This window comes from Enterovibrio norvegicus (assembly GCF_002876705.1).
GTDB lineage: Bacteria > Pseudomonadota > Gammaproteobacteria > Enterobacterales > Vibrionaceae > Enterovibrio > Enterovibrio norvegicus_B.
The window spans coordinates 94,392-118,148 of record NZ_MDAG01000035.1 but is presented as its reverse complement, the minus strand read 5'-3'; the positions used below and the strand labels follow the sequence as shown (position 1 = coordinate 118,148).

24 protein-coding genes are annotated in these 23,757 nt (G+C 49.2%); all 24 read right to left on the bottom strand.

Annotated features, from left to right (window positions below; genetic code table 11):
- Positions 1-41 precede the first annotated feature (41 nt).
- The gene (gene flhB, locus BCT27_RS17295; RefSeq protein WP_017009376.1) at positions 42-1,175 is read right to left on the bottom strand and encodes a flagellar biosynthesis protein FlhB; all 1,134 of its coding nucleotides are present in this window, start codon (positions 1,173-1,175) and stop codon (positions 42-44) included.
- Complete coding sequence (gene fliR, locus BCT27_RS17290; RefSeq protein WP_102318299.1) at positions 1,175-1,972, bottom strand: flagellar biosynthetic protein FliR; 798 nt, start codon at positions 1,970-1,972, stop codon at positions 1,175-1,177. Before fliR ends, flhB begins: the two co-directional genes overlap by 1 nt.
- A 13-nt stretch (positions 1,973-1,985) precedes the next feature.
- Positions 1,986-2,255, bottom strand: a complete 270-nt coding sequence (fliQ, locus tag BCT27_RS17285; RefSeq protein WP_017009374.1) for a flagellar biosynthesis protein FliQ — start codon at positions 2,253-2,255, stop codon at positions 1,986-1,988.
- A 9-nt stretch (positions 2,256-2,264) separates the two neighbouring features.
- Entirely contained in the window at positions 2,265-3,107 is an 843-nt protein-coding gene (gene fliP / locus BCT27_RS17280; protein WP_017009373.1) for a flagellar type III secretion system pore protein FliP, read from the bottom strand.
- Positions 3,097-3,528 (bottom strand): flagellar biosynthetic protein FliO, encoded by a 432-nt coding sequence (gene fliO / locus BCT27_RS17275; protein WP_102318298.1) that lies wholly within the window; start codon positions 3,526-3,528, stop codon positions 3,097-3,099. The genes fliP and fliO overlap by 11 nt, the downstream gene beginning before the upstream one ends.
- Before the next feature lie 178 nt (positions 3,529-3,706).
- The gene (fliN, locus tag BCT27_RS17270; protein WP_017009371.1) at positions 3,707-4,096 is read right to left on the bottom strand and encodes a flagellar motor switch protein FliN; all 390 of its coding nucleotides are present in this window, start codon (positions 4,094-4,096) and stop codon (positions 3,707-3,709) included.
- 24 nt (positions 4,097-4,120) lie between these two features.
- Positions 4,121-5,179, bottom strand: a complete 1,059-nt coding sequence (fliM, locus tag BCT27_RS17265; RefSeq protein ID WP_017009370.1) for a flagellar motor switch protein FliM — start codon at positions 5,177-5,179, stop codon at positions 4,121-4,123.
- Between the two features lie 7 nt (positions 5,180-5,186).
- Positions 5,187-5,690, bottom strand: a complete 504-nt coding sequence (gene fliL, locus BCT27_RS17260) for a flagellar basal body-associated protein FliL (protein ID WP_017009369.1) — start codon at positions 5,688-5,690, stop codon at positions 5,187-5,189.
- Positions 5,691-5,761: 71 nt separating this feature from the next.
- Complete coding sequence (locus tag BCT27_RS17255; protein WP_102396342.1) at positions 5,762-7,705, bottom strand: flagellar hook-length control protein FliK; 1,944 nt, start codon at positions 7,703-7,705, stop codon at positions 5,762-5,764.
- A 90-nt stretch (positions 7,706-7,795) separates the two neighbouring features.
- Entirely contained in the window at positions 7,796-8,245 is a 450-nt protein-coding gene (fliJ, locus tag BCT27_RS17250; protein ID WP_102391969.1) for a flagellar export protein FliJ, read from the bottom strand.
- Between the two features lie 7 nt (positions 8,246-8,252).
- On the bottom strand, positions 8,253-9,572 hold the full coding sequence (gene fliI / locus BCT27_RS17245; RefSeq protein ID WP_017009366.1) for a flagellar protein export ATPase FliI: 1,320 nt from the start codon (positions 9,570-9,572) through the stop codon (positions 8,253-8,255).
- Complete coding sequence (gene fliH, locus BCT27_RS17240; RefSeq protein ID WP_102318295.1) at positions 9,556-10,662, bottom strand: flagellar assembly protein FliH; 1,107 nt, start codon at positions 10,660-10,662, stop codon at positions 9,556-9,558. Before fliH ends, fliI begins: the two co-directional genes overlap by 17 nt.
- Positions 10,663-10,726: 64 nt before the next feature.
- Positions 10,727-11,776, bottom strand: a complete 1,050-nt coding sequence (gene fliG / locus BCT27_RS17235) for a flagellar motor switch protein FliG (RefSeq protein ID WP_017009364.1) — start codon at positions 11,774-11,776, stop codon at positions 10,727-10,729.
- Positions 11,760-13,523: a flagellar basal-body MS-ring/collar protein FliF gene (fliF, locus tag BCT27_RS17230; protein ID WP_102318294.1), complete on the bottom strand. Its 1,764-nt coding sequence runs from the start codon at positions 13,521-13,523 to the stop codon at positions 11,760-11,762. The genes fliG and fliF overlap by 17 nt, the downstream gene beginning before the upstream one ends.
- A 15-nt stretch (positions 13,524-13,538) precedes the next feature.
- Positions 13,539-13,850 carry a flagellar hook-basal body complex protein FliE gene (gene fliE / locus BCT27_RS17225; RefSeq protein ID WP_017009362.1) on the bottom strand — a complete coding sequence of 104 codons (312 nt, stop codon included), beginning with the start codon at positions 13,848-13,850 and terminating at the stop codon, positions 13,539-13,541.
- Positions 13,851-13,976: 126 nt separating this feature from the next.
- The gene (locus BCT27_RS17220) at positions 13,977-15,458 is read right to left on the bottom strand and encodes a sigma-54-dependent transcriptional regulator (RefSeq protein WP_102396341.1); all 1,482 of its coding nucleotides are present in this window, start codon (positions 15,456-15,458) and stop codon (positions 13,977-13,979) included.
- Positions 15,455-16,504 (bottom strand): sensor histidine kinase, encoded by a 1,050-nt coding sequence (locus BCT27_RS17215; RefSeq protein WP_102318292.1) that lies wholly within the window; start codon positions 16,502-16,504, stop codon positions 15,455-15,457. The genes BCT27_RS17220 and BCT27_RS17215 overlap by 4 nt, the downstream gene beginning before the upstream one ends.
- A 162-nt stretch (positions 16,505-16,666) precedes the next feature.
- Entirely contained in the window at positions 16,667-18,142 is a 1,476-nt protein-coding gene (locus BCT27_RS17210; RefSeq protein WP_017009358.1) for a sigma-54 dependent transcriptional regulator, read from the bottom strand.
- Positions 18,143-18,316: 174 nt separating this feature from the next.
- Entirely contained in the window at positions 18,317-18,721 is a 405-nt protein-coding gene (fliS, locus tag BCT27_RS17205; RefSeq protein WP_102318291.1) for a flagellar export chaperone FliS, read from the bottom strand.
- Between the two features lie 12 nt (positions 18,722-18,733).
- Positions 18,734-19,027: a hypothetical protein gene (locus tag BCT27_RS17200; protein WP_017009356.1), complete on the bottom strand. Its 294-nt coding sequence runs from the start codon at positions 19,025-19,027 to the stop codon at positions 18,734-18,736.
- Positions 19,028-19,038: 11 nt separating this feature from the next.
- Positions 19,039-20,406 carry a flagellar filament capping protein FliD gene (gene fliD, locus BCT27_RS17195; RefSeq protein ID WP_017009355.1) on the bottom strand — a complete coding sequence of 456 codons (1,368 nt, stop codon included), beginning with the start codon at positions 20,404-20,406 and terminating at the stop codon, positions 19,039-19,041.
- 16 nt (positions 20,407-20,422) lie between these two features.
- Positions 20,423-20,845, bottom strand: coding sequence for a flagellar protein FlaG (locus tag BCT27_RS17190; RefSeq protein WP_017009354.1), 423 nt, complete (start codon positions 20,843-20,845; stop codon positions 20,423-20,425).
- 68 nt (positions 20,846-20,913) lie between these two features.
- Positions 20,914-22,047, bottom strand: coding sequence for a flagellin (locus tag BCT27_RS17185; protein ID WP_017009353.1), 1,134 nt, complete (start codon positions 22,045-22,047; stop codon positions 20,914-20,916).
- Between the two features lie 441 nt (positions 22,048-22,488).
- Positions 22,489-23,631 (bottom strand): flagellin, encoded by a 1,143-nt coding sequence (locus BCT27_RS17175; RefSeq protein WP_102318289.1) that lies wholly within the window; start codon positions 23,629-23,631, stop codon positions 22,489-22,491.
- Between the last annotated feature and the right edge of the window lie 126 nt (positions 23,632-23,757).

Genomic DNA, 23,757 nt, shown 5'->3' with positions numbered 1-23,757 from the left:
TTTAATCAGTTTATTACAAAAACCGCGCAGTTATTAAACGATTAGCGACGTAATTCTGTCGGTATGGGCATTTGCTGTTCTACAAGCGGCTTAGGCTTACGTCCACGCCCCTTCTTGTATTGCTTCAATTGGAAAACATATGCCAGTAATTGGGCGATTGCAGCAAACAAACCGTCGGGAATTTGTTGCTCAAGCTCCGTGCTGTAATAAACCGCACGCGCAAGCGGTGGTGCGGGAACAATCATAATGTCGTTTACCGCTGCAATTTCTCGGATTTTTAACGCGAGGAAATCGGAACCTTTTGCCACGACAACTGGGGCTTTATCTATCTTACTGTCATAGCGTAGCGCGACGGAATAGTGTTCCGGGTTGGTGATGACCACATCGGCGGAGGGCACTTCTGACATCATTCGACGTTGCGCCATTTCACGTTGCAACATACGAATGCGGCCTTTTACTTCTGGCTTACCTTCGGTGTCTTTGTATTCATCTTTGATTTCTTGCTTGGTCATTTTCAATTGATCATTGTGCTGCCAAATTTGGAATGGCACATCTATCGCAACCACAACCAACAAAGAACAGCTGATCAGAAGCACAAAGTTCAACAGAATATCGAGCGCATGAAAAAGGTTTCCGGGGAAGGTTTCGATGTTGAGCTGGAAGAAATCTTCAAGGCTTGCCCACATCAAGTAGAAAGCCACACCAGACACCAAGGCGACTTTCAGTATCGACTTGATAAGCTCCACCATGCTCTGCTTGCCAAACATGCGCTTGATGCCCTGAAGCGGACTCATCTTCGATAATTTTGGTCGCGCGGCTTCCCACGAAAACGACACGCCACCCAAGGCTGCAGCTCCCACCAATCCCGCCACAAAAAGCATCATCAAAATGAGCATGAGTGGCAACACCAAATGGAAGATCGCGCCATAAATGATGTTCCCCAGCGAGGTGACGTCAAAAATCTCATCCCGCGTTAACGAGAAGAATTTACGCATCACTTCGAGCAAGGCTTCGCCAAGCCCGCCACCGAACCACATCAGCGCGACAGAGCCAAGAACCAGTACTGCAACCGATGCCAATTCTCTTGAGCGCGGAACCTGACCTTTCTCCCGCGCCTGCTCCCGCCTTCGGGGTGTGGCGTCTTCTGTGCGTTCTTGACCGTCATTCTCTGCCATTAGGCACCTCCGCCGTTAGCGCAGTCGAGACGAATCAAGTCACAGATGGTATTCAGGCCCGTATCCCAGTGGTTCAAGTAGTGCGGCAAAATGCCACTGAGGATGTACCAACAGATCAACAAACCTACCAGCAACGCAAAGGAGAAACCGAGAGAAAAGATATTTAGCTGAGGCGCAGCGCGCGTCATGATACCGAAGGACAGATTAACCGTGAGCAACGCGATAATCCCCGCCAACGACATACCAAGGCCAACACTGAACATGATGCCGAACCAAGAGGCCATCGCCCGAAAATCTGCAGATTGCAGCGATTCACCGATCGGGAGGCTTTTAAAACTCATCACCACCAGATTAAGCATTTGTAAGTGCCCATCCGTCGCAAGAAAAATCATGGTGGACACAAACATAAAGAGCTGACCAAGCAATGGCGTATTCTGGCCATTGGCGGGGTCAACCATGGAGGCAAAACCCAAGCTCGATTGCATACCCAAAATCTGACCTAGCAACACGAAAGTTTGAATAATGAACTGCGTTACCGTGCCCATCGCCACGCCAATCAAAATCTGCTGCGCCAGCATGATGACACCGCCGAGCGACACCAATTCAACCGTGTCGGGTACACGAGGAATAGAAGGCATTACCGCAAACGTAATTGCAAGTGACAGGTACAAACGTACGCGAACGGGCACGAAACGTGCGCCGAAAAAGGTCATTGTCATCATCATCGACGAGATACGGGTCAGCGGCCAAAAAAACTGGGCTAACCACTCGAGGATGATAGTTGCAGGGTATTCCATACCGTGAGGCTCGTCAGTACAACAAATGCGGTATCTCTTCCATCAAACGGAAGAAATACTCCATGAGCATACGGGTCATCCAATGCCCAAAGAGCATCAGCGCGAGCAAGGTGGCAATCAAACGGGGCAAGAAACTCAGAGTTTGTTCGTTGATAGAGGTCGCCGCTTGGAAAACCGCAACAATCAAACCCACCAACAAACCGGGAATAATGATGGCGCATACCATGATGATGATCAGGTAGAGCGCATCTTGAAACAGCTCTACAAACGCTTCTGGTGCCATAACCGACTCCTACCCAAAACTGCCAGCAAGGGTCGACAAGATGAGGTTCCACCCATCAACCAACACAAACAACATGAGCTTAAACGGCAAAGATACAATCATGGGCGAGAGCATCATCATACCCATAGCCATCAGAACAGACGCCACCACCAAGTCGATAATCAAGAACGGCAAAAACAACATAAAGCCGATTTGGAACGCGGTTTTCAGCTCAGACGTGATGAAGGCAGGGATAAGCACCGACATCGGCACAGTTTCTGGGTCTGTGGCATCAGAGCCTGACATGTTCACGAAGGTTTCGAGATCTTTCACGCGCGTTTGCTTGAGCATGAACTCACGCAGCGGCACCTGCACACGTTCAAACGCCTCTTTAGAAGAAATCTCTTCATTCATGTACGGCTGAACCGCGGATACATTCATTCGGTCAATGACGGGCGACATGATAAAGAACGTCAGGAACATCGAAATGCCGATAATGACTTGGTTTGACGGTGTCTGTTGCAAACCCATGGCTTGACGAAGAATCGACATGACCACCACGATACGGGTAAAGGACGTCATCAAAATCACGATGGCGGGTAAGAAGCCCAGCGCCGTCATTAGCGCGAGAATTTGCAGCGTGACGGAGTAATCTTCTGTGCCGTCTGGGTTCACCGTCATGGTAAGAGCGGGAATTCCCCCTCCCCCATTTTTAGCTTGCATCATTGACGCTTCACCCGCGTCATTTAGCAAGGTTTCGGTGACCGTTTCAGATGACGGTGTCGGCGCAGGTTCCGCTTCTGCGTATGCAAACGGAGTGACAATAAAACAGCAAAGCGCCAGAAAAATGGCGGTGACGGATTTAAGACGCATCATTGTTCTTCAAAATTTTGTTGAGTTGAGATGAAAACGCGCTGTTCGCGTCAGACGTTTTAGGGCTAGCATTCGTGGCTTTCGTGTTGTCTTCTGCATTTCCCATCGGCGTATCAAGCGATTTCAGCAGCGTGATTTGCTGCGACGTCACCCCAATCAAGACCTGTTCACCATTCACATCCAGCACCATGACACGCTCTCTTTGCCCTAATGGAAGCTGACTGACCACCTTCAAACCAGGCTTTGCACCCATGAGCGCTGGCACTTTCATACGTTTTAACAACCACGCCAACGCAAAGATCAAACCAATGACCGCGAGCAACGCTGCAAGGGTTGTTGCCAAGCTTTCGCTTGAAGTGGGCGCGGCGAATGCCGTTGGCGCGAATAATGCGCTAACTATTGCCAGTCGTTTCTGTGCCATCGTGACGTCCATTGAAAGTTGGATAAGAATAAAATGCGTGACGTAAAGAGGGATTAAGCAAGATTCAGGCCTAAAAAAAGCGCCTCTAAACAGAGACGCCCTTTGAACCTTCGCGCATGGCTAAAAATGCACAAACAAACGTGTGTGGCAATGCGCTAGTCGTTAGGAAAACGTCGAATTAGCGCAGTTTCTTGATACGCTCTGTTTGGCTGATAACGTCCGTCAATCGAATACCAAACTTGTCATTCACAACAACCACTTCGCCGTGCGCAATCAATGTGCCATTAACCAACACATCAAGAGATTCACCCGCAAGGCGATCGAGTTCTACCACTGAACCTTGGTTCAATTGCAGCAGGTTACGAATGTTAATGTTCGTGCGACCGACTTCCATTGAAATGGTGACAGGAATATCGAGGATCGCATCGAGTTTACGCTGCTCATCAGCGTTCATCGGTGGCGCTTCATCCACCAGCTCGTCTAAGGGTGCGGTTTGTACGTCATCACCGCCTTCAACTTCAGCTTGTTCAGCAAGCGCTGCAGCCCAATCGTCTTCTACATCACTCATGATTATCTACCACACATGTCGTTATCAATTGTTTGCACCGTCGCTGTTATCGTCTAAGAGCCCCAGTGCCAGATCCTCTTCATCCATTTGAGCTACATCGCTTTTCTGTACTTCAGGACGCTTGAGTTTTTCTGTAATTTTGATCGCAAGGTTGTCATTCGACTGACCCATCTTGCCGCGGAATGTCGGTAAGTCTTCAACAAACACAGTGCATGCATCTGGCATTTTCACTGGAATGACATCACCCACTTCCAATTCCATCATGTCGCGCAATGACAACGTGGTTTCGAGTAGTTTCGCAGTCAGCGCAACTTCCACATCCATCACTTCGTCTTGCAAGGCTTTTGACCAACGAAGGTCAGTATCCATCTTGTCACTTTGGATACCCGCATCAAGCAATTCACGAATAGGCTCGACCATCGAATACGGCATCACGATGTGGAAATCACCACCGCCGCCATCCAATTCGATGTGGAATGAACTCACGACGATCACTTCCGTCGGGCTCACAATGTTCGCCATGGCAGGGTTAACTTCAGAGTCTAAATACTCGAATTCCACCTTCATGACAGGTGCCCAAGCATCTTTGTAATCTTCAAAGATCAACTTAAGCAGCATTTGAATAACACGACGTTCCGTAGGCGTAAACTCACGGCCCTCGATACGGGCGTGGAAACGACCATCACCACCGAAGAAGTTCTCTACCAAAATAAAGACCAGTCGCGCTTCCATGGTGACAAGCCCCGTGCCTTTCAACGGACGGAAGCGAACCATGTTCAAACTGGTGGGTACAAACAAGGTGTTTTGGTATTCACCAAATTTCACCATTTGTACGCCGTTGATAGACACTTCTGCTGTTTTACGCAGCATGTTAAACAAGCTGATACGCATATGACGTGCGAATCGCTCGTTAATTAGCTCCAGCGTGGGCATTCGCCCACGAACGATACGGTCTTGTGAAGAAAAATCGAAATTGGATGCGGAGGCGAGATCCCCACCACCCGATTCGGGCTCTTCCTCTTCTGTATCGTCGACACCATGGAGAAGCGCATCAATTTCGTCTTGACTGAGAAGATCGGTCACATTGCACCTATTGCATTACAAAGCCAGTAAACAACACCCGCTCAACCACAGTTTTGCCGGTGACTTTTTCCATCGCCGCTTGAACGGTATCGACGGCTTGCTTTCGGACTTCCAGTTGCCCTTGTGGCGTACGCAGTTGCTCAACGGTTGCGGCCCCGAACGTGGTCAGAAGGCTGTGTTCAACCAATGGCAAATTCTGCTTCGCCATCACTTCATTACTATCACCACGCACCATCAACTGCACTTTTACCTGTACGAGTCGTTGTTGCATGTCACCTGTCACGTTAAACACAAAGGGTTGCGGTAACGTCACGTAAATCGCTTGTAGGCTGACCGGTTCAGGCTCTTCGATAACGATGTCTTCTTGAGAAGCGCTATCACCACCAGACATGAGGAAGAATGCAGCACCGCCGCCGCCACCAAACAACAGCAAAGCCGCCACAATAATGATGATAAGTTTCTTTTTACCACCACCGCCGCCTTCACCTGCTTCGATATCTTCATCTGCCATATTTCACCTCAGCCCTAAGTCAATCCATTGCGGGGTTTCATCCCCTAAACATGCGGAGCAAGAATGCTACATTAAGCATAATAGTCAACACGATCTTTTGACGCGTTAACATAAACATCGCGATTTATGCCATTGAGATCTGTGTCTTGTTCCAAATCATTCCGTCCAGAGCGATTACCACCTTGTTGACCGCTCTGTCCGCCTTGTTCATTACCTTGTGCTTGGTTGCCTGTGAAGGCCTGTCGTCCACCCGCGTCTTGCTGTTGAACAGACGACTGAGCGAGCTGCAAGCCTTGCTGTTGCAACATTTCACGCAGGCGCGGCATAGATTGCTCTACCAGGTCTCTCGCCTGTGTATTTGCCACAGTGAACTGCACGGTCGCTTGGTCTTGATTCATCGATAGCTTAATTTGCATGCGACCCATTTCTGGCGGATCAAGACGAATATCAACGTGTTTAAGGTTTTTCGACAGCATCATATTGACGCGTTCCGATAAGGCATTTGCCGCTTCAGCTTGGTTTTGACTCATCTGCAGTGGGGTTTGTGCCACGGCATTGTCTAATTTGGCTGCCGTTGTCGTGCTTTGATTCCCCAAGCTCGATGCCAACTGCTGCGCGAGATGCTCAGCTTTCACCTCTTTGCCTGCTTTACCCGTCTCACTCAATGTCTTTGCGGCTGTCGCCTCAAGCAGTGCGGCACTCGATGCTGATTGAGGCTGCGAAGGGTCTGTTTGCATGTTTGCAGGCGTCCACGGAATGGCAGCAAATGCACTCAATGGTGTCGATGCTTGTGCTTGCGGGTTTACAGCAGCTTGGACAGCGGAAGCCGTTTGATTCATGGTGGTTTGTGGCGCTAGACCTCGTGCCGCCATGTCATTGAGCGTGGCTTGTGCATCACCCTCTGCCATCGTGGGAGCAACAATTTGAGCGGCTTGTTGCATTCGCATCATGGCTTCTTGCCCTGGTTTGCCTTGCCATTCAGGGTTACCCCCTGCTTTAGCAAGCATCTCGGGCGTTACTTCCCCCTCCACCACAGAGGCTTGGGGTTGCATAGCATTCAACGCTGCTGCTGATGCCAATGTGGGAATAAGTGCAGCGTTATCACTTTCTGATGCATCTTGCGCCACGACACGTCGCGTCATCTTGGGTGCATCAGACATCAATTCTTCTGGCTTCACACCGCTGCGCTGAATGGCAACAGCCAATGCGAGCGCATCTTCAGTGACGGCTTCATCTGGAGACGTTGATTGTGCTTTTTTCAGCAGGCCCACAAGTTCCGCATCAGACAGTGTTTTTAGGGTTTCAGGAGCAACACCCAATTTTTCTGAAACGGCATCAACATGCTGCTGGGCAAGCATGGCTTTCTCAGTGTCCGAATTGCCTGGTGTCCCTGCATTCGCATTAATGGCAGCGTGTAGATCATCACTCTGTGTCAACGGCAACTCTTTGCCAGCAACGATAGGGGCAGTATCACTCTGCAACGCCATTTTTTCGTCGCTAAGCGGAACAGGTTGCTCAGCCGGTTGAAGAACTGCATTGGCTTCATTCAAGCGCTGCAGCAAGGCTTCACCGTCTTGCTTCGCAAGATGTTGTCTTTCAGGTTGAACGGTATCACCGTCACCTTGTTTTACGGTTTGAGCCAAAAGCGCGTCTTGGCTTTCTGAGTCGAGGTCTGTCACGTTGACGCCATCAGACGCTACGTTTTCACCGTCAAGCTGTTGAAGCTCAGGTAACTCACTGTCCAGCAATACTTCTTCGCCTTCACCTGACGCTGCCACACTCTTAAGCAGCGCATCAGAAATGGCCTCTTCACTCGCCATCGCTTCACCGGATACAAGGGCCTCAGCAGAGACTTCCGCTGCACCTTCTCCATCACCAGAGACAAGTTGAGCAAGCTGTGCAAAGAAGTCTTCGCCATCTGCGCTAGAGGTTTCAGGCGACAGTACGCCTTTCGTCTCGCCGATTAGCGCTTTTTTAGATGACACATCGGAAAGTAAGAAACTGGTTTGATTCATAATGATTCCGCTTCGGATACTTTATCGGTTTTACCAGTCATACTGCTGCTGGCGAATCGTTACAAAGTTTGAAGCAATTATCAGGCCAAGCTAGTAGGAATTGCGTTGTTGTCGGGCAAAACTCAGCGTGGCAAACTCGTCCATCTGTTTTTGTTCTTGCCTTTCAGCCCGCATTTTTGCTTCTTTCTGGCGTTTTTCTATGAGCCATTCGAGCGAGCGCGTTTTTTGTCGACATTGTTGCCAGTGCTCTTGGCAACGTTCGACATTGTCTTCAAAGTCGATTGCCGCTTGGCGCTGTTTTGCCAACGTTTCATCAAGTTGAACGATAAAACGGTTGAGGTGGCCGTAGCTGCTAGCACTCAATCCTTCCTTGCCGCGTTCAGACATTTGACGAAAGTAATCCAAGCGATAGCGCTCTATCTGTTCAAGCTGAACGTAGTAACCTTGCAGCTCTTGTTGCGCTGACACCAACGCGAGTTGGGCTTTATGTTCTAGGCCTTTCGCTTGTTCGAGTAACAGGGACATGGCGTTATCAGACATACTCTATTTACCCCTGCAGCGTTGAGCGCAACATGTTGACGCACATGTCATACGGCACCACGTCTTTCATGCCTTGCTGAAGATAGCCATCAAGGCGTGGCTTTAACGTGAATGCCTGATCGATGCCCTGATCCGTGCCCGGTTTATACGCCCCAATAGACACAAGATCCTGATTTTTACGACAAACGGACAGAATTTGCCGCACAGCGCGAGACATCAACATGTGCTCATCATTAACGATATTTGGCATCACACGGCTCACTGAGCGTTCCACATCGATCGCAGGATAATGCCCAGCGTCCGCCATTTCACGAGACAGAACAATGTGACCATCCAAGATCGCACGTGCGGCATCCGCGATCGGGTCTTGAAGGTCATCACCTTCCGTCAATACGGTAAAGAACGCGGTGATAGAGCCTTGTCCGTCACTGCCGTTACCCGCACGTTCAACCAATGCAGGTAACTTAGCAAACACCGACGGCGGATAACCCTTGGTCGCAGGCGGTTCGCCCACTGACAACGCAATTTCACGCTGCGCTTGGGCAAAGCGCGTCAGTGAATCCATCAGCAATAAAACATCTAAACCTTGGTCTCGAAAATACTCTGCAATGGTGAGTGCAGTCTGGCACCCTTTTAAACGCATCAAAGGGGAGGCATCGGCCGGTGCTGCGATCACCACTGAACGCTCTCGGCCTTCTTTGCCAAGAATTTCATCGATGAATTCTTTTACTTCGCGTCCACGCTCACCAATCAAACCAACCACAACCACTTGCGCTGTGGTGCCTCGGGTCATCATGCCCAAGGTGACCGATTTACCCACACCAGAACCCGCGAACAAGCCAATACGTTGGCCTTTACCCACGGTCAATAAACCATTAATGGCTTTAATGCCCACATCAAGGGGCGTATCGATGGGCTTTCTTGCGAGTGGGTTGATGGTAGCAGGAACAAAAGGTGCTGTTTGGCCGGTGAAAATATCCCCCAAGCCATCAAGAGGGTTGCCGACGCCGTCAATCACACGGCCCAGTAATTCAAGGCCAACAGGAATCCCTTGCTCTTCTGAGATTGGCGTGACGCGCGCACCGGGCAAGACGCCAGAGATTTGCTCGCTTGGCATGAGATAAAGCGTGTCACCGGAAAAGCCAACCACTTCTGCTTCAATGCTGCCATGCAATGTTTCCACACTGCACAAACTGCCAATCGAGGCGCGACAACCAATGGCTTCGAGGGTTAACCCAACCACGCGCACAAGCTTGCCTGATGCAACCGGGCGTGTAGCAAGGTTTTCAAATTTGAGGGTATTTAGGCGTTCAGACAGGCTGACCATCTTCGTCTCCCGCGTCATCTACAGGCGATGTGTCAGTTTCGTTGGTTGAATGCAGATCTTGAGGTGCGACCTCTTCGCCTGATGCAGCATCAGTTTGCTCAGCCATATTTACGGCTTCTTTGTCACTGTCACTTTCTGCTGGTTCAAGATGTGCATCGCTATCTGTCTGCTGATCCGCAGCTTGAATCTCTTGCTGTGGCTCTGGTTCAGACTTGCTTTCTTCTGCAGGAATATCGCTGATATCCACATTGCGAAGCACATCTGCGCCCGCGCCATCTTCTGGCAATTCAGGCTCATTCGTGAGGTTTTGACCGGCAAAGCGCGTTAACAGTTGCTTGATGCGATCGTCCATGCGGTAGTCGACCACGGAATCGCCGCATGCCACTTGAATATCACCACGGTTAAGTGACGGCTCAGAGAACAACTTCCACTGGCGGTCTTGCAGTGATTCTGCTGAATGCGCTTCAGTCACCACATCCATGTCTTCTGGATGCAGATAGATGGCGATTTGTCGTCCCGCCATAGGTAAGGCTGCAACCGCTTCACGCAAGGTATTGAGAATCACTTGAGGGTTGGTCAACACCTCGGTTTGAATAACAGCTTTCGTCAGTTGAATTACCATGTCCATGACTTGTTGATGAACGTGATGATCTACCTGCGTCAAAGGAAAGGCGAGTTTTTCGATAATAGCGTCAAGATGCTGACAGCGGTTTTCAATCAGTTGCTGACCTTCGGTTAAACCTTCTTGAAAGCCTTCCTCTTTGCCAGCATCAAACCCTGCCGTTTTGCCTTCTTCAAACCCTGCGTCACGACCTTCAGTGAACCCCGCTTCGCGCCCTTCTTCCATACCTTCTTCGTAGGCTGAATGGCGGATTTGCTCGAGCGCATCGGGCGTGAGCATTTTGAAATCGATTTCAGGCTCTTCGGGCTCTTCCTCGATATCAGACGGTTCCCAACCTGGGTCGTAATTAAGCGCCGTTTCTTTCGGCAAAGCCGCGTTAGGATCGTAATTCGGGATAGACCAGCGTTCTAAAACACCTTCTTCCTGTTCCGTTGAACGGATGTAACCACGACGACGATCGAAGCTCATGCTACAACCTTACGCGATTGCGAAGACATCATGTTTTCTGAGGGCAAAGCGGACATTTTCATGATTACAAGAACTCGTCCGCACCGCCGCTGCTGAGCATGATTTCGCCAGCATCGGACAAACGACGTGCAACAGACAGGATTTCTTTCTGTGCGGCTTCCACATCGGCAACGCGAATGGGGCCCATGGCTTCCAAATCGTCTTGCAGCATTTCCGCTGCGCGCTTCGACATGTTGCGGAAAATCTTCTCGCGAAGACCTTCTTCTGCCCCTTTGAGGGCTTTTTGGAGGGCCTCTTGCGGAACGTCTTTGAGGATGGCCTGAATACCACGATCGTCCACTTCGGCAAGGTTGTCGAAGACGAACATAAGATCCTGAATTTGCGATGCCATCTCTTCGTCGTTCTGCTCGATTTGTTCCATCAATGCAGACTCGAGTGCGTTGTCCATGTAGTTCATGATATCGGCAGCAGCTTTCAGGCCACCAATCTTCGCGGCTTGTGCACCCGCTTGGCCCGCAAATTGTTTCTCCATGATTTCGTTGAGTTCATGAAGTGCTGCAGGTTGAACTTCTTCAAGGTTAGCAATACGCATCACCAAGTCGAGCGCATCACGCTCTGCAAACTGCGTCAAAATCTCTGCTGATTGCTCTGGCTCTAAATAAGACAAAACAATGGTTTGAATCTGAGGGTGCTCGTTGATGATGATGGATGCCACTTGGCGTGGGTCCATCCATTTGAGGGAATCGAGGCCCTTCGAACCACTGCCCAACAAAATTTGGTCAACAAGGTTCGTTGCTTTGTCTTCACCCAATGCAGCAACAAGCGCATTACGGACGAAATCTTCACTGCCCATACCAATGGCCGTGAACTGTTGAATTTCTTCTAAGAATGTACGGTGGACGGCATTCACTTTGTCCTGGTTCAAATCAGTCATCATGGTCATTGCACCGCCGACTTTTTGAACCTGCTTTGGCTCAAGGTGACGGATGATTGCCGCCGCATCTTGTTCGGTCAAACTCAGCAGCAAAATCGCCGCTTTATCAAAACCCGACAGGGTTGATACATCAAAGTCGGACTTACCGTCTTCTCTATCTTCTTTAGCCATCGCCGTCATTCACCCAACTTTTCACGACTTGTGCTGCAAGATCTGGTTCATTTGCAACCAAGGCGCGGACTGCTTTCAGCAAGTCTTCATCTTTATGTAAGTCTGGCAGGTTGAGGTTCGAAGACCCCATCGAGAAGTTGCCAGAACCATCTAAATCGGAACCGATCAAACCAATGTCATCATCAGGGCTGAGCGGCAATCCATCAGGGCCAAGCATTTCGCCATTCGGGCCCAACATGCTGTCTTCGTCTTTGTGAGGATTAAGCAGTTTCGACAACGCAGGGCGAATCAATGCAAAAATCACCACGATAAACACAAGTGAAGCAGCTAACCAACGAACCCAATCGTTAAAGTTAGGGTGTTCGTAAATAGGCACATCACCCAAGGCTTCGACTTCTGGCACAACAAACGGCACAGAAATAACTTCGAGCACGTCACCACGCACGTCGGAATAGCCAACACCACCAATTAAAAGGCGACGAATTTTCTCAAGCTCAGCATCACCAACCGGAACACGTACCGTTTCGCCGGATTCCACATTCACGTTTTCGAGGTAATCGATAGCAACGGACACGGTTTGACGTGACACGACCCCCGTTTGCGCTCGGCGGTGGCTAATGGTGGTATCCAACTCATAGTTACGCGTTGCTTCACGGTTGAGTGTGCCCTTGTCGCCCGACCCACCGTTTTTCAAATCTTGTACATCTTCAGGAATCGCGGCATTTGCAGGAGGCTGGTTGCTTAACGCACCTGGGATCCCCGCAACAAGATCACTGTTGTTGTAATTCTCTCGCGTGTATTCGCTGCGTGTTGATGGCGTTGATGGGTCGAAACGTTTACGCGTTTCCTCCACCGCACTGAAATCCATGGTGACATCGACTTGTGAGGTAAAGTTACCCAAGCCAAGAACCGGAATAAGAATGGAATTAATCTTGTCTTGCAGCGCGGCTTCTTGCTTACGCTCTAGCTCGTATTCTTTGCGGCGCTGAGACGCCATGGCATCTTCGCTGCCAGAACTGAGTAACCGCCCATGTTGGTCGGTCACGGTCACGCGTGAAGGTTTCAAGCTTGGGACAGCAGAAGCCACCATATCAACAATCGAGTCCACTTCCTCTTGGCCGAGCATGGTCGTGCCGCGCACGGTGAGGAAGACGGTGGCTGTTGCTTCTTGATTGTGGCGAACAAACACGCTTTGTTTTGGCATGGCCAACAACACGCGCGCTTTGCTTACACTGCGGATTTTTTCGATGGCTGCGGCAAGTTGACGCTCTCGACTCAGCTTTAAACGCTCACGCTCTAGCTGCTGCGACACACCAAAACCCATGTCATTCAGCAGAATGTCATCGCCCGCTTCTCGCGGTGCATTCAACCCAGCACGGCTGAGGTTCAGTCTGATCGTCGAATATTCTTTAACAGGCACGCGAACGGTGTTGCCTTCAAGTTGGTATTCGGTTTTTTGCGCATCAAGGTGGTCGAGAATAGGGATTAGCTCTTCGGTTTCATACGTACCGAGTGGACGCATTTCTGGTTCTTGAACCCACACAAACAGCAATGCGATCAAAGCAACACAGATAGCGACAGCAGCGACAAGAATAAGTTGGCGGGCAACATCAGCCCCGCCGAGCACACCTGATGATGGCGTGACATCACGCTCCATCATGTCAGGGTCATGCAACGAACTCGAATCCCCAGCAACAGGCAGCGCTCCCGCACCGTCTGATACTGCAATTTGAGTGTTGTTGTTATCGTCCGCCACAGTTCATTTCCTACATTAAACAGGCATGTTCATCAGTTCTTTGTACGCTTCAACTAACTTGTTGCGCGTCTGTACCGTCGCTTCAAATGCGACGCTAGATTTGTTTCTCGCAATCATAACGTCTGACAAGCTGACACTGCGGTCACCTTGGTCGAAACGTGTTGCAAGATCACCTGATGTTTTTTGAATTCCATTTACCGTCTGAATTGCGGATGACAGTAGTTCACCAAAATCTTGGCCGACCTGTTGACCCGTCGCGTTACGACCGACATTTTGTGCTTCTAATGCCATGGTCTGCATTTCATGCTGCATTGGGGTGATTTTCATTGGTCATCCTCACTGTCAAAACTTTGGCAAATCATGCCTTATAAGGCTTTCAAGACGCTATGGTTAACAAATATGCAATTATCAAGCCAGTAATTATATCGCAGACAGTCGCTAAAAATCATCGATTTACTGGGGAATATCGATGCCAGCATCGCGCATTTTGGCCAATTTGTATCTCAAGGTTCTTGGGCTGATACCCAATCGTTCAGCCACTTCTTTCCGACGCCCCTCACAAGCGCGAATGGTGTCTAGAATAATGGCGAATTCTTGTTCACGGAGTTCCCCACCAAGGCTCTCCGGCATAGCACCAGATGCCGTACTGACACCTTGTTCTGAATCGCTGATAGGCACAGATGGCGAAGCGTCAGACAGGGAGGCATGTTGCGGTGACGTCGGCGTTTGGTGCTTGGCATCGGTATATAGCGACGGCGTCGCTACGCTGGATGCTGAAACCAGATTCTGTAGGCTACCGGCGTCTTGCCAATCAATGCCTTCCAACAAGATATCTGATGCTTGAATTTGCCCTTGTTCACACAGGATCAGCGCGCGCTGCATGACGTTATCTAATTCACGGACATTGCCCGGCCAGCGGTAAGAAAGAAGTTTCTCGGTGGCTTGAGGTTGCAGGTGAGGCACGGCTTCACCCATTTTGCAGCAATGGCGTTGTAACAAATGTTCTGCCAATGGAATGATGTCACCTTGACGATCACATAGCGGTAACCAAGAGATTGGGAACACATTGAGGCGATAATATAAATCTTCTCGGAAACACCCTTCTTCCACGTATTTGCGCAGATCGCGGTTACTGGTAGCCAACACACGCACATCCAGTTTTATGCTCTTACGGCTGCCTAGACGCTCAACTTCGCGCTCTTGAAGAACACGTAACAACTTAGCTTGAAGGGATAAATCCATTTCGCTGATTTCGTCCAGCAAAATCGTCCCGCCCTGCGCTTGCTCAAACTTCCCCGGGCACGCTTGAACAGCACCGGTAAATGCGCCTTTTTCGTAACCAAACAAGGTGGCTTCCAGCATGTTCTCAGGAATGGCCGCACAGTTGATCGCAACAAAAGGGCCCTCAGAACGTTGGGATTGGCGATGGATATGGCGAGACATCACCTCTTTACCTGAACCACTCGGCCCAAGGATCATTACGTTGGCATCGGTTTTAGCGACTTTTTCCGCCAACGCGAGCAGCGCCAAGCTTTTCGGATCGGCAACCACAGCGTCGCTGGTGTCCGCTTTTACTGGTGCATAACGGCTGATCATGTTGAGCAACACTTCTGGCGCGAAGGGCTTCGCCATGTAATCAATCGCGCCTTCTTTCATGGCTGAAACCGCATCTTGAATGTTTGCGTAAGCCGTCATTAACAGCACGGGGAGTTTGGGATAATTAATTTTCAAGCTGCGTAACAGCCCAAGGCCATCCATTCCCGCCATTTGTACATCAGACACAACGATATCAACGTGCTCGTTTTTCAGCAGTAGCAGGGCTTGCTCAGCACTTTCTGCCTCTAGCCACTGATAACCCGCTAACGCGAGGGTATCAACGAGGGCTTCACGCAAGCCCGCATCATCTTCAACAATCAGTACTTTGCTCTGGTTCATTGTGTTTCTCCTGATGCCGCGTGCTCCTCAGCATCGCTATTTTCTGCCAATGGTAGGCAGAGCGTAAAGCAGGTGCCTTGGCCCGGTTGTGATTGCAGAGTCAGCCTTCCCTTGTGGGCATGGCAGACCATCTGAACAACGGCAAGACCAAGACCTGTGCCTTGTTGACGCGTTGTGAAAAACGGTTCGAGTATTTTGCTTTGAAGTTCTTCAGGAATACCGGGGCCGTTATCGGCCACGGATAAAAACAATTGTTCATTGATTGCGCGCGCATCGACAACCACTTTGCTGCCTTTGCCCGCCACTTGAATCGCATTCACGACCAAGTTAGAGAGTGCACTTGCCAGCGCATTAACGTTCCCCAGCAGCGCTAAGGATTCGTCATCACAATTGATCTCAAAATCGATGTCTTGGCTGCTGACGAGGGCTTCAACCATGGGCTCAAATTCATTCAGCAAGCTTTCAATCGTAAACAAGCTCACCACTTTGTTGTCCCCGCCTTTGGCGAACAACAACATGTCATTCACTTGTTTTTCAAGATCATGCAGCCTATCGACAAGTTTGGTTTGAAAGCGCTTACGGGTAGGTTCATTGATATTTGGCGCGGCAAGGTTTGCCGCGTAAAGCAATGCACTTGAAAGAGGCGTTCGCACTTGGTGCGCGAGTGATGCCACCATTTTACCGAGCGACGATAAACGCTGAAGATCGCTAAATCGCGATTGCAACAAACGTGTTTCAGTCATGTCAGTGATCAGAATAAGTTGGCCAGAATCGGACGCGGAAATTGCCAATTTAACGCGACGGCCATCGCGCAAAGATACCTCGTGACCATCATCTTCTCGTGGCGAGAAAGCACGATTAATCACATCCACCCAACGTACTTGATCGAGAGGCTCTCCCAACAAACGACGTGCTTCTGGGTTCGCTTCAGCAACGCGACCATAGGGGTCGAGCAAGATAACGCCAGCAGGCATTACATCGAGGACTTGTTTGTAACGAAGAACCTGTTGATCCACGGTTCCGAGTGGCGAGTCTTTGGCTACCATAATCCTATACATTCAGCTCGTTTTTCTGACGCTGAGTGTCACTAAGCAGAATATGTGCCAATTATTAATTAATATTTTTCAAGGTGTTATGCGTTTGGTCATAAAAAAACGAAGTCAAAAAAATGACTTCGTTTCTTTTATAACCAACAGACTGCTTAAAGCTTAAACAATGCCTTCTTTATTCAGTCCATATTTACGCATCTTCTCAACCAAGGTTGTGCGTCGCATACCGAGCATATCAGCAGCGCGCGCAACGATGCCCATCTGTGCTTCTAAGGCTTGTCGAATCATGTCGACTTCCAAGTCTGCCAGCATGGCTTTTAGGTCTACCCCTTCTGGCGGAAGCCCGGAAGGTTGTGGGCCGAACCCAGGTTGTTCTTCATCATCGAGATCGTCCATCGCGAATACCGCACTTAACGCATCACGTTCGAGCTCTTCATTGTCTTCAAATGAACAATGCATTTCAGGCTGGAACTCAGGAATGTCGCTATAACGGTATTTCTTAGGAAGACGGTTCACGTCGACCATTTGCGAAGGGTGAAGAATGACCAATCGTTCAATCAAGTTCGCCAATTCACGGACATTACCCGGCCACTCGTGTTCCATTAGCGAGGTGATCGCACGTGGTGTTAAGTGGACCATGTTTCCGCCTTCTGCTTCCAAACGCGCCATCAGCTCTTGGATAAGAAGAGGAATGTCTTCAATGCGCTCTCGAAGTGCAGGCATTTCAATTGGGAAAACATTTAAGCGATAGAACAAATCTTCGCGGAACGAACCTTCTTGGATCATGGTGTCGAGGTTGCGGTGTGTTGCTGCAACCACGCGTACATTTGCCTGTATGGTCTTATTACCACCCACACGTTCGAAGTTTCGCTCTTGCAGTACGCGCAACAACTTAACCTGCATAGGCTGCGGCATGTCTCCGATTTCATCGAGGAACAGCGTGCCACCTTCTGCGAGCTCAAAACGCCCTTTTCTTGCCGAAATTGCGCCTGTGAATGCCCCTTTCTCATGACCGAAAAGCTCACTTTCAAGCAACTCGGGAGGAATAGCACCACAGTTCACCGGCACGAAAGGTCCCTTACCACGGTTTGAGTGGTAATGGATGTTACGTGCGACGACTTCTTTGCCCGTGCCTGATTCACCAAGAATCAACACACTGGCTTCTGTACCTGCAACTTGCTCAATCAAGTGACGAACATCGCTGATGGCGTCACTGCGCCCGACCATGCTACGGAACAAGGTGTTCTTGCGGCTCAGTTGCGGGATGTTGATTGAGTTTTTGCCCAAGAACTCTTGGCAATGACGCAATGCATCAGCCAATTGTGGATAGTTCAATGGCAATTCCAGCTCGCCAACAAAGTTAGCAAGCCCTGATAATTCAGTCTTATGTTTTGAAAGCGCAATAACCGGAATGTGGTTATTGATAGCCAGGTTTTCTAGAACCTGTGACAAACGTTGGGGAGAGTGAATATTACCAAGAAAACAAGCTCCCTCGGCTTGCTTCCAATGCATCTCGTTGAGCTCGGTGGTTGAACATAGCAGGTATTGCTCACCAATAAACTCCAAGATAACGCCTAAATCGTGACGAAATTTTTCATCATCCTCGATAACAAGTATCTTCGCTAAACCTTGCATGTGTGAGATATATCTGCCCCAAAACCATCTTTATTGTCAGCGCGCATATAGTAACGGCAACAACAGAATAATCCAGCTATTGTAATTGTTGCTTGATATAAGGCAACTGGAGACACAGTAAAGCTGTGACTCCAGTACCAAGACATTTAAGATTGTAGTGAAAGTAGGTGCGTTTTATGCGCCTGCTTGGGTGATATTGTGATATTCGGCGGGAATTTGATCCCAAGCTGATTTAATTTCGCGCAAAATATCGATGACATCATCAATAGGTGCGTCCAAATTATCGCGGTTCGCTTCGGAAATTTGACGGATCATGAAGTCATACAGTGCATCGAGGTTGGATGCAATTTCGCCACCCTCGTCCATTGACAAGCATGTTCGAAGACTAATAATGATATCCAAGGCTTTGCCTAGACGTTCGCCCTTCACAGCAATGTCGCCCTGCAGCATTGCCGCTTTGCCCTGAATCAAACGTTCAATAGCCCCCGCCATCAACATCTGGATCACTTTATGTGGTGATGCCGCGCTTAGTTGGCTGTCTACGGAGACTTTCTTGTAGGCCTGAAGTGACCCTCTCATAACATTCCTCACCTACTCGAATTTTTTGTAAAGTTGTACTGACTTACGCCCTTTGATAAATCGACTTGCTTGGGCAGCAGCACTATCACGATGTTCTTTTATCAATGTCATTATTTGCTGGGTTCTGCTTACGGCAGTTGACCAAGCCTCTTTTTCCGGAGGTTCCGGCAACATCGCAATGTCGTTCAAACAATGTTTTCTTTCATTCAATAACTGTGCCATTTCATCTGCGTCAACCGCATCTGCTGTCAGCACAGCCAATAAATGTCTATCGATACGTTCTAACTTCAACAAGAGAGGAGACATTCATGCATACCTTATGAAGGCATAATATTCATCATAGCGGATAGCTGAGATTGCATCTCTGCCATGGCATTATCCATCGTAGAGAATTGCTTCAACGTCCGGCCTTCGAGATCATTCATGCGACGATCGAGGGTTTGCTGCTCATCTTGTAAACGTGTTCTTTGATCACCGAGGCTGTTTTCGCGGTTACGAATTGTGCCTGTGATACCCGTGAAAGAATGGATCGTATCTTCCACTTTCTTAGCAAAACCGTCATTGCCACCAAAGAAGCCTTCTAACGCAGAGAAATTTTGCGACAGCTGCTTATCTAACATGCTGTTGTTGATTTCTAAGCGGCCATCCATGGTGGTAGAGAGCCCTAATTCACTGAGTGTTCGAATGGAGTCTGGTGCGCCTTCAATGGGCGTAGAGAATAGACTGCGCATTTGACTGGTGGCGGAGCGAATCACGCTGTCGCCAACCAGAGGTCCACCTTGTTGTGTTTCAGGATCGTACTTAGACAGTGCTTTGGTAACTTGATAAAACGCGTTGTATGCATCGACGAATTTTTCTAGCGAGGCTTTCACCGCATCACGGTCTTCATCAACATTGACCGTTACTGGCCCCTCTTCGGGCGTGGTAACTTGAGAAACATCGAGGCTTACGCCACGAATAGCGTCAGTGAAGGAATTGGTTGCACTAGAAACAGATGCCAGACCATCAATCAAAATGCGTGCATCTTTTGATGCTTGCATTTCGTTCATGGCGTTGAAGTCACTGGTTGGGTTATACGCCAAGTCCTGCAGCGGGCTTGTGAGCGGCGCATTTACCGTAACAGCGATTTGGTTGTCAGCGCCGGTTTTGTCTCCCCCAAGAATCAAACGCGCACCACTGTCATCGTTAATCACCGAGGCTTTAACGCCAGGGTTAGAAGGATGGCTATTAATGGTACGAACGATATCCAGCAGCTCACTGCTGTTTTGGGCGATATCTATGGTGGTTGAACGTCCACCGAGGCTGATAACCAATTGTCCGGCGCCGAAGTCGCTATCTGCGTCTAAGCCGCCTGACACCAATTTGTGGGATTGAGCAAGCTGTTGAACATCGATGGAATACACACCGGTAACAGCCAGATGGTCTGCAGACGCAGAGACGGCTTCCGGGTTATCGGAAGCCGTGCTCCTTGCTGCAAAGGTATTGTTACGGCGAAAGTCATACATCAAGCCTTTCATCGTATCGAGAGAGTCTTTGAGTCTACCGTAAGCACTGATGTTAGTTTCAACATCATTCATGCGCTTAACGATGCGCTCCTGTTTGGGCGCACGTTCAGCATCAACAATTTTGCTGACCATGGAATTAATGTCCATGCCACTGCCGAGACCGGCTGCGCTCAAACCCATATTTTACTCACCTCGGTTATACCTTTTCTTCAACTAACCCCCTCGCATGAAGGGACAGTTGTTGAGCTAGCTCTAACATTTCTTTCTCAGGAATCTGTCTAATGATATCGCCGCTACTCATTTCATAAACAGTGACAATACTTTTTCCAGAGTCCTCATCGAGTCGAAATGACAAGCCCTTATTAAAGGTAGACACAAACTCATCCAGTCGGTCGACCAACGTTTCAAGCTGTTCCTGCTGAAGTTTACGAGTGTCTGCGAGTTGGTTAACTTGCTCTACTCGGCGCTTTTGAAGCTTTTCAGCATTCTCTGCCATCTGTTGTTGGTGTGTGATTTCGGGTTGAGTCCCCCCCACAGATTGATTACTGCTAGCAACTTTCGTGCCTGACTGTGGAGTCACATGAGACAGGGATGACGTGGAAACGGATGATAGGTCCATTGCTGTTCACCTCCTGTTAGCGTATGACGGCGAGCGATAATCTCACCGTCATTCTGGCTACATCTCTATTATCCTAACAGGCTCAGTGCTGCTGATGGTGCTTGCTTCGCTTGAGCAAGTATAGACGTACCAGACTGCTGCAGGATTTGAGATTTCGTAAACTGCGTAGTCTCTTTTGCGAAGTCAACGTCACGGATACGGCTGTTAGAAGCACTAACGTTCTCGTTAACGTTGTCCAAGTTAGCAATGGTGTGGCTCAAGCGGTTTTGCTTCGCACCCAACTCAGCACGGTGTGAGTCGATGTACTGCATCGCGTTATCCACAAGGCCCACAGCTTTCTGTGCGCCACCTACGGAGCTCACATCAACATCTTTCACGGTTTCAGCAACTTTGGTTGCACCCGCCATGCCTAGAGACGTTGCTAGTGCGCCAGCGAAAGTCACATCAGAACCTGAAGCGGCAACGATTTGTAGTTCACCGTTTTCAGTCACAGATGCACTGACTTTGCTGTCAGCTTGACCGTTGATGTAAGTTGCTACTTCTTCAACGTCGTCGCCAGCTTTTGCTGCAACGTTAATCGTTGAAGATACGCCGTCAGCGTCAACGATAGTCATGTTTAGCGATGCACCGCCAGTAGCGGTCCAATCTGCCATTGAAACACCAGCTGTAGACGTAAAGGTGCTACCACCCATCAATGCTTCATCAGCACGGATGTTTTTGAACTCCATCATTACGGCTTCACCCGCATCAGCACCTACTTGGAAAGATTTCGTTCCGTAAGTACCGTTCAGTAGTTTCGCACCACCGAATGACGTTGTTTCTGCGATACGGTTAAGTTCGTCTTGCAGTGCAACAACTTCTTCTTGAATCGCTTTACGCTCTTCAGTGCCGTTCGCACCGTTAGCTGATTGTAGCGATAGGTCACGCATACGCTGCAGGATGTTGGTGGATTCTTCCATCGCACCTTCAGCAGTTTGTGCCATTGAGATACCGTCGTTGGCATTACGTACTGCAACGTCAAGACCACGGCTCTGTGAAATCAAACGGTTAGAGATTTGCAGACCTGCTGCGTCATCTTTTGCACTGTTGATGCGGTAACCTGAAGACAAACGCTCCATTGATGCGTTCAGCGAGTCTGTTGAACTGTTCAAATAACGCTGAGCGGTCATTGCAGGCACGTTAGTGTTTACTGTAATAGCCATAACTATTCTCCTTTAGTACTAAGTCCGGCTTCCGCCCAGCTATCTAGGGAAAACCAGTTCTAAATCTCTTACAAACCATGTAACGGCACCGTTGGAAAAACCTTTACACTTTTTTTTCCGTTTTTTTTACACCCAAGTAATGCTGATCAATGGTCGTAAAATCATGGTGCTAACAAGGTTTTCGTCCTCGATAGAGAAAACTTTAGTGATGAATTTGTTTTCCTCATAAAAACAGGATGATAGGCGATACCAACAAGGGGTACAGAGATGAAAAGCCAAAGAGAAATTGGTATTTAAAGGCACAAAAAAGACGTACTACGGCTGGAAATCAGCTCATCAATATGACGGGAGAAAGCGAGGGGAAAAAATCATGGTGCTGTTTCAACAGGCACAAAAAAAGCGGCAAGTGATTGCCGCTTTTCATAAACGTTGGGAATGCCGCTATTGAAGCAGGTTGAGTGCTGCTTGTGGCATCTGCTTGGCCTGCGCCAGGATCGAGGTACTTGCTTGTTGAAGGATTTGACCTTTGGTAAGTTCGGTCGTTTCTTTGGCAAAATCAGTATCGCGAATACGGCTGTTAGATGCAGACACATTCTCTTGAATGTTCGACAAGTTACTGATGGTGTGGCTCAAGCGGTTTTGCTTCGCACCCAGGTCAGCACGTTGGCTGTCGATGTACTGCATTGCCGAATCAATAATGCCCACGCCCATCTGAGCGCCACCCACAGTGCTCACATCGATGTCTTTCGATGTCACTGCCGAGCCAGCACCCGTTGCCATGCCAAGTGATGCGGCCAATGTGCCACCAAAGGTCACATTACCTGCCAACTTCTCTTCTGCGACGAAGATTTGCAGTTGGCCATTTTCATCAACCGATGCGGTCACCATCTCATCAGATTGACCATTAATGTAGGTAGCAATCTCTTCGATGTCATCGCCTACTTTCGTCGCGATATCCAGACTAACGGTTTTGCCGTCTTTCGTGACGAAATCCATCGTCAGTGACGCTGCACCCGCCGACACCTCCCAACCCGCAGACTTGGGATTTGCCGCAACAAACTCTGAACCACCCATGCGGTAATCATCAGCACGAATGCTGCTTAACCCCATGATAACGGCCTCACCAGAGTCCGCACCAATTTGGAATGCTGCCTCGCCAAAAGAACCGTTAAGCAGTCGACGACCACCGAATGCTGTCGTTTCAGCGATACGGTTAAGTTCGTCTTGCAGCGCCGACACTTCTTCTTGAATCGCAATACGTTCAGAACTGCCGTTTGCACCGTTAGCGGATTGCAGAGACAGATCACGCATACGTTGCAGTATGTTGGTCGATTCCTGCATCGCACCTTCAGCAGTCTGCGCGATAGAGATACCATCGTTCGCATTTCGCATAGCGACATCTAAGCCACGGGTTTGGGAAATGAGTCGATTCGAGATCTGCAGACCCGCAGCGTCATCTTTTGCGCTATTGATTCGACTACCAGACGACAAGCGTTCCATCGACGTATTAAGTTCATTGGTCGATTTGTTCAGGTAACGCTGCGCAGTCATCGCAGACACGTTGGTGTTAACTGTTACACCCATTTTGCTCTCCTTTGACTTTCGCGTATTCTTGCGAAACAGCCTACCCGCGACACGTTAGTCCGATTGCTTAGCGGGGCCAGCTTCAGTTCGTTATTAGGGATGGCACCAAACAGTATTGATACCTAC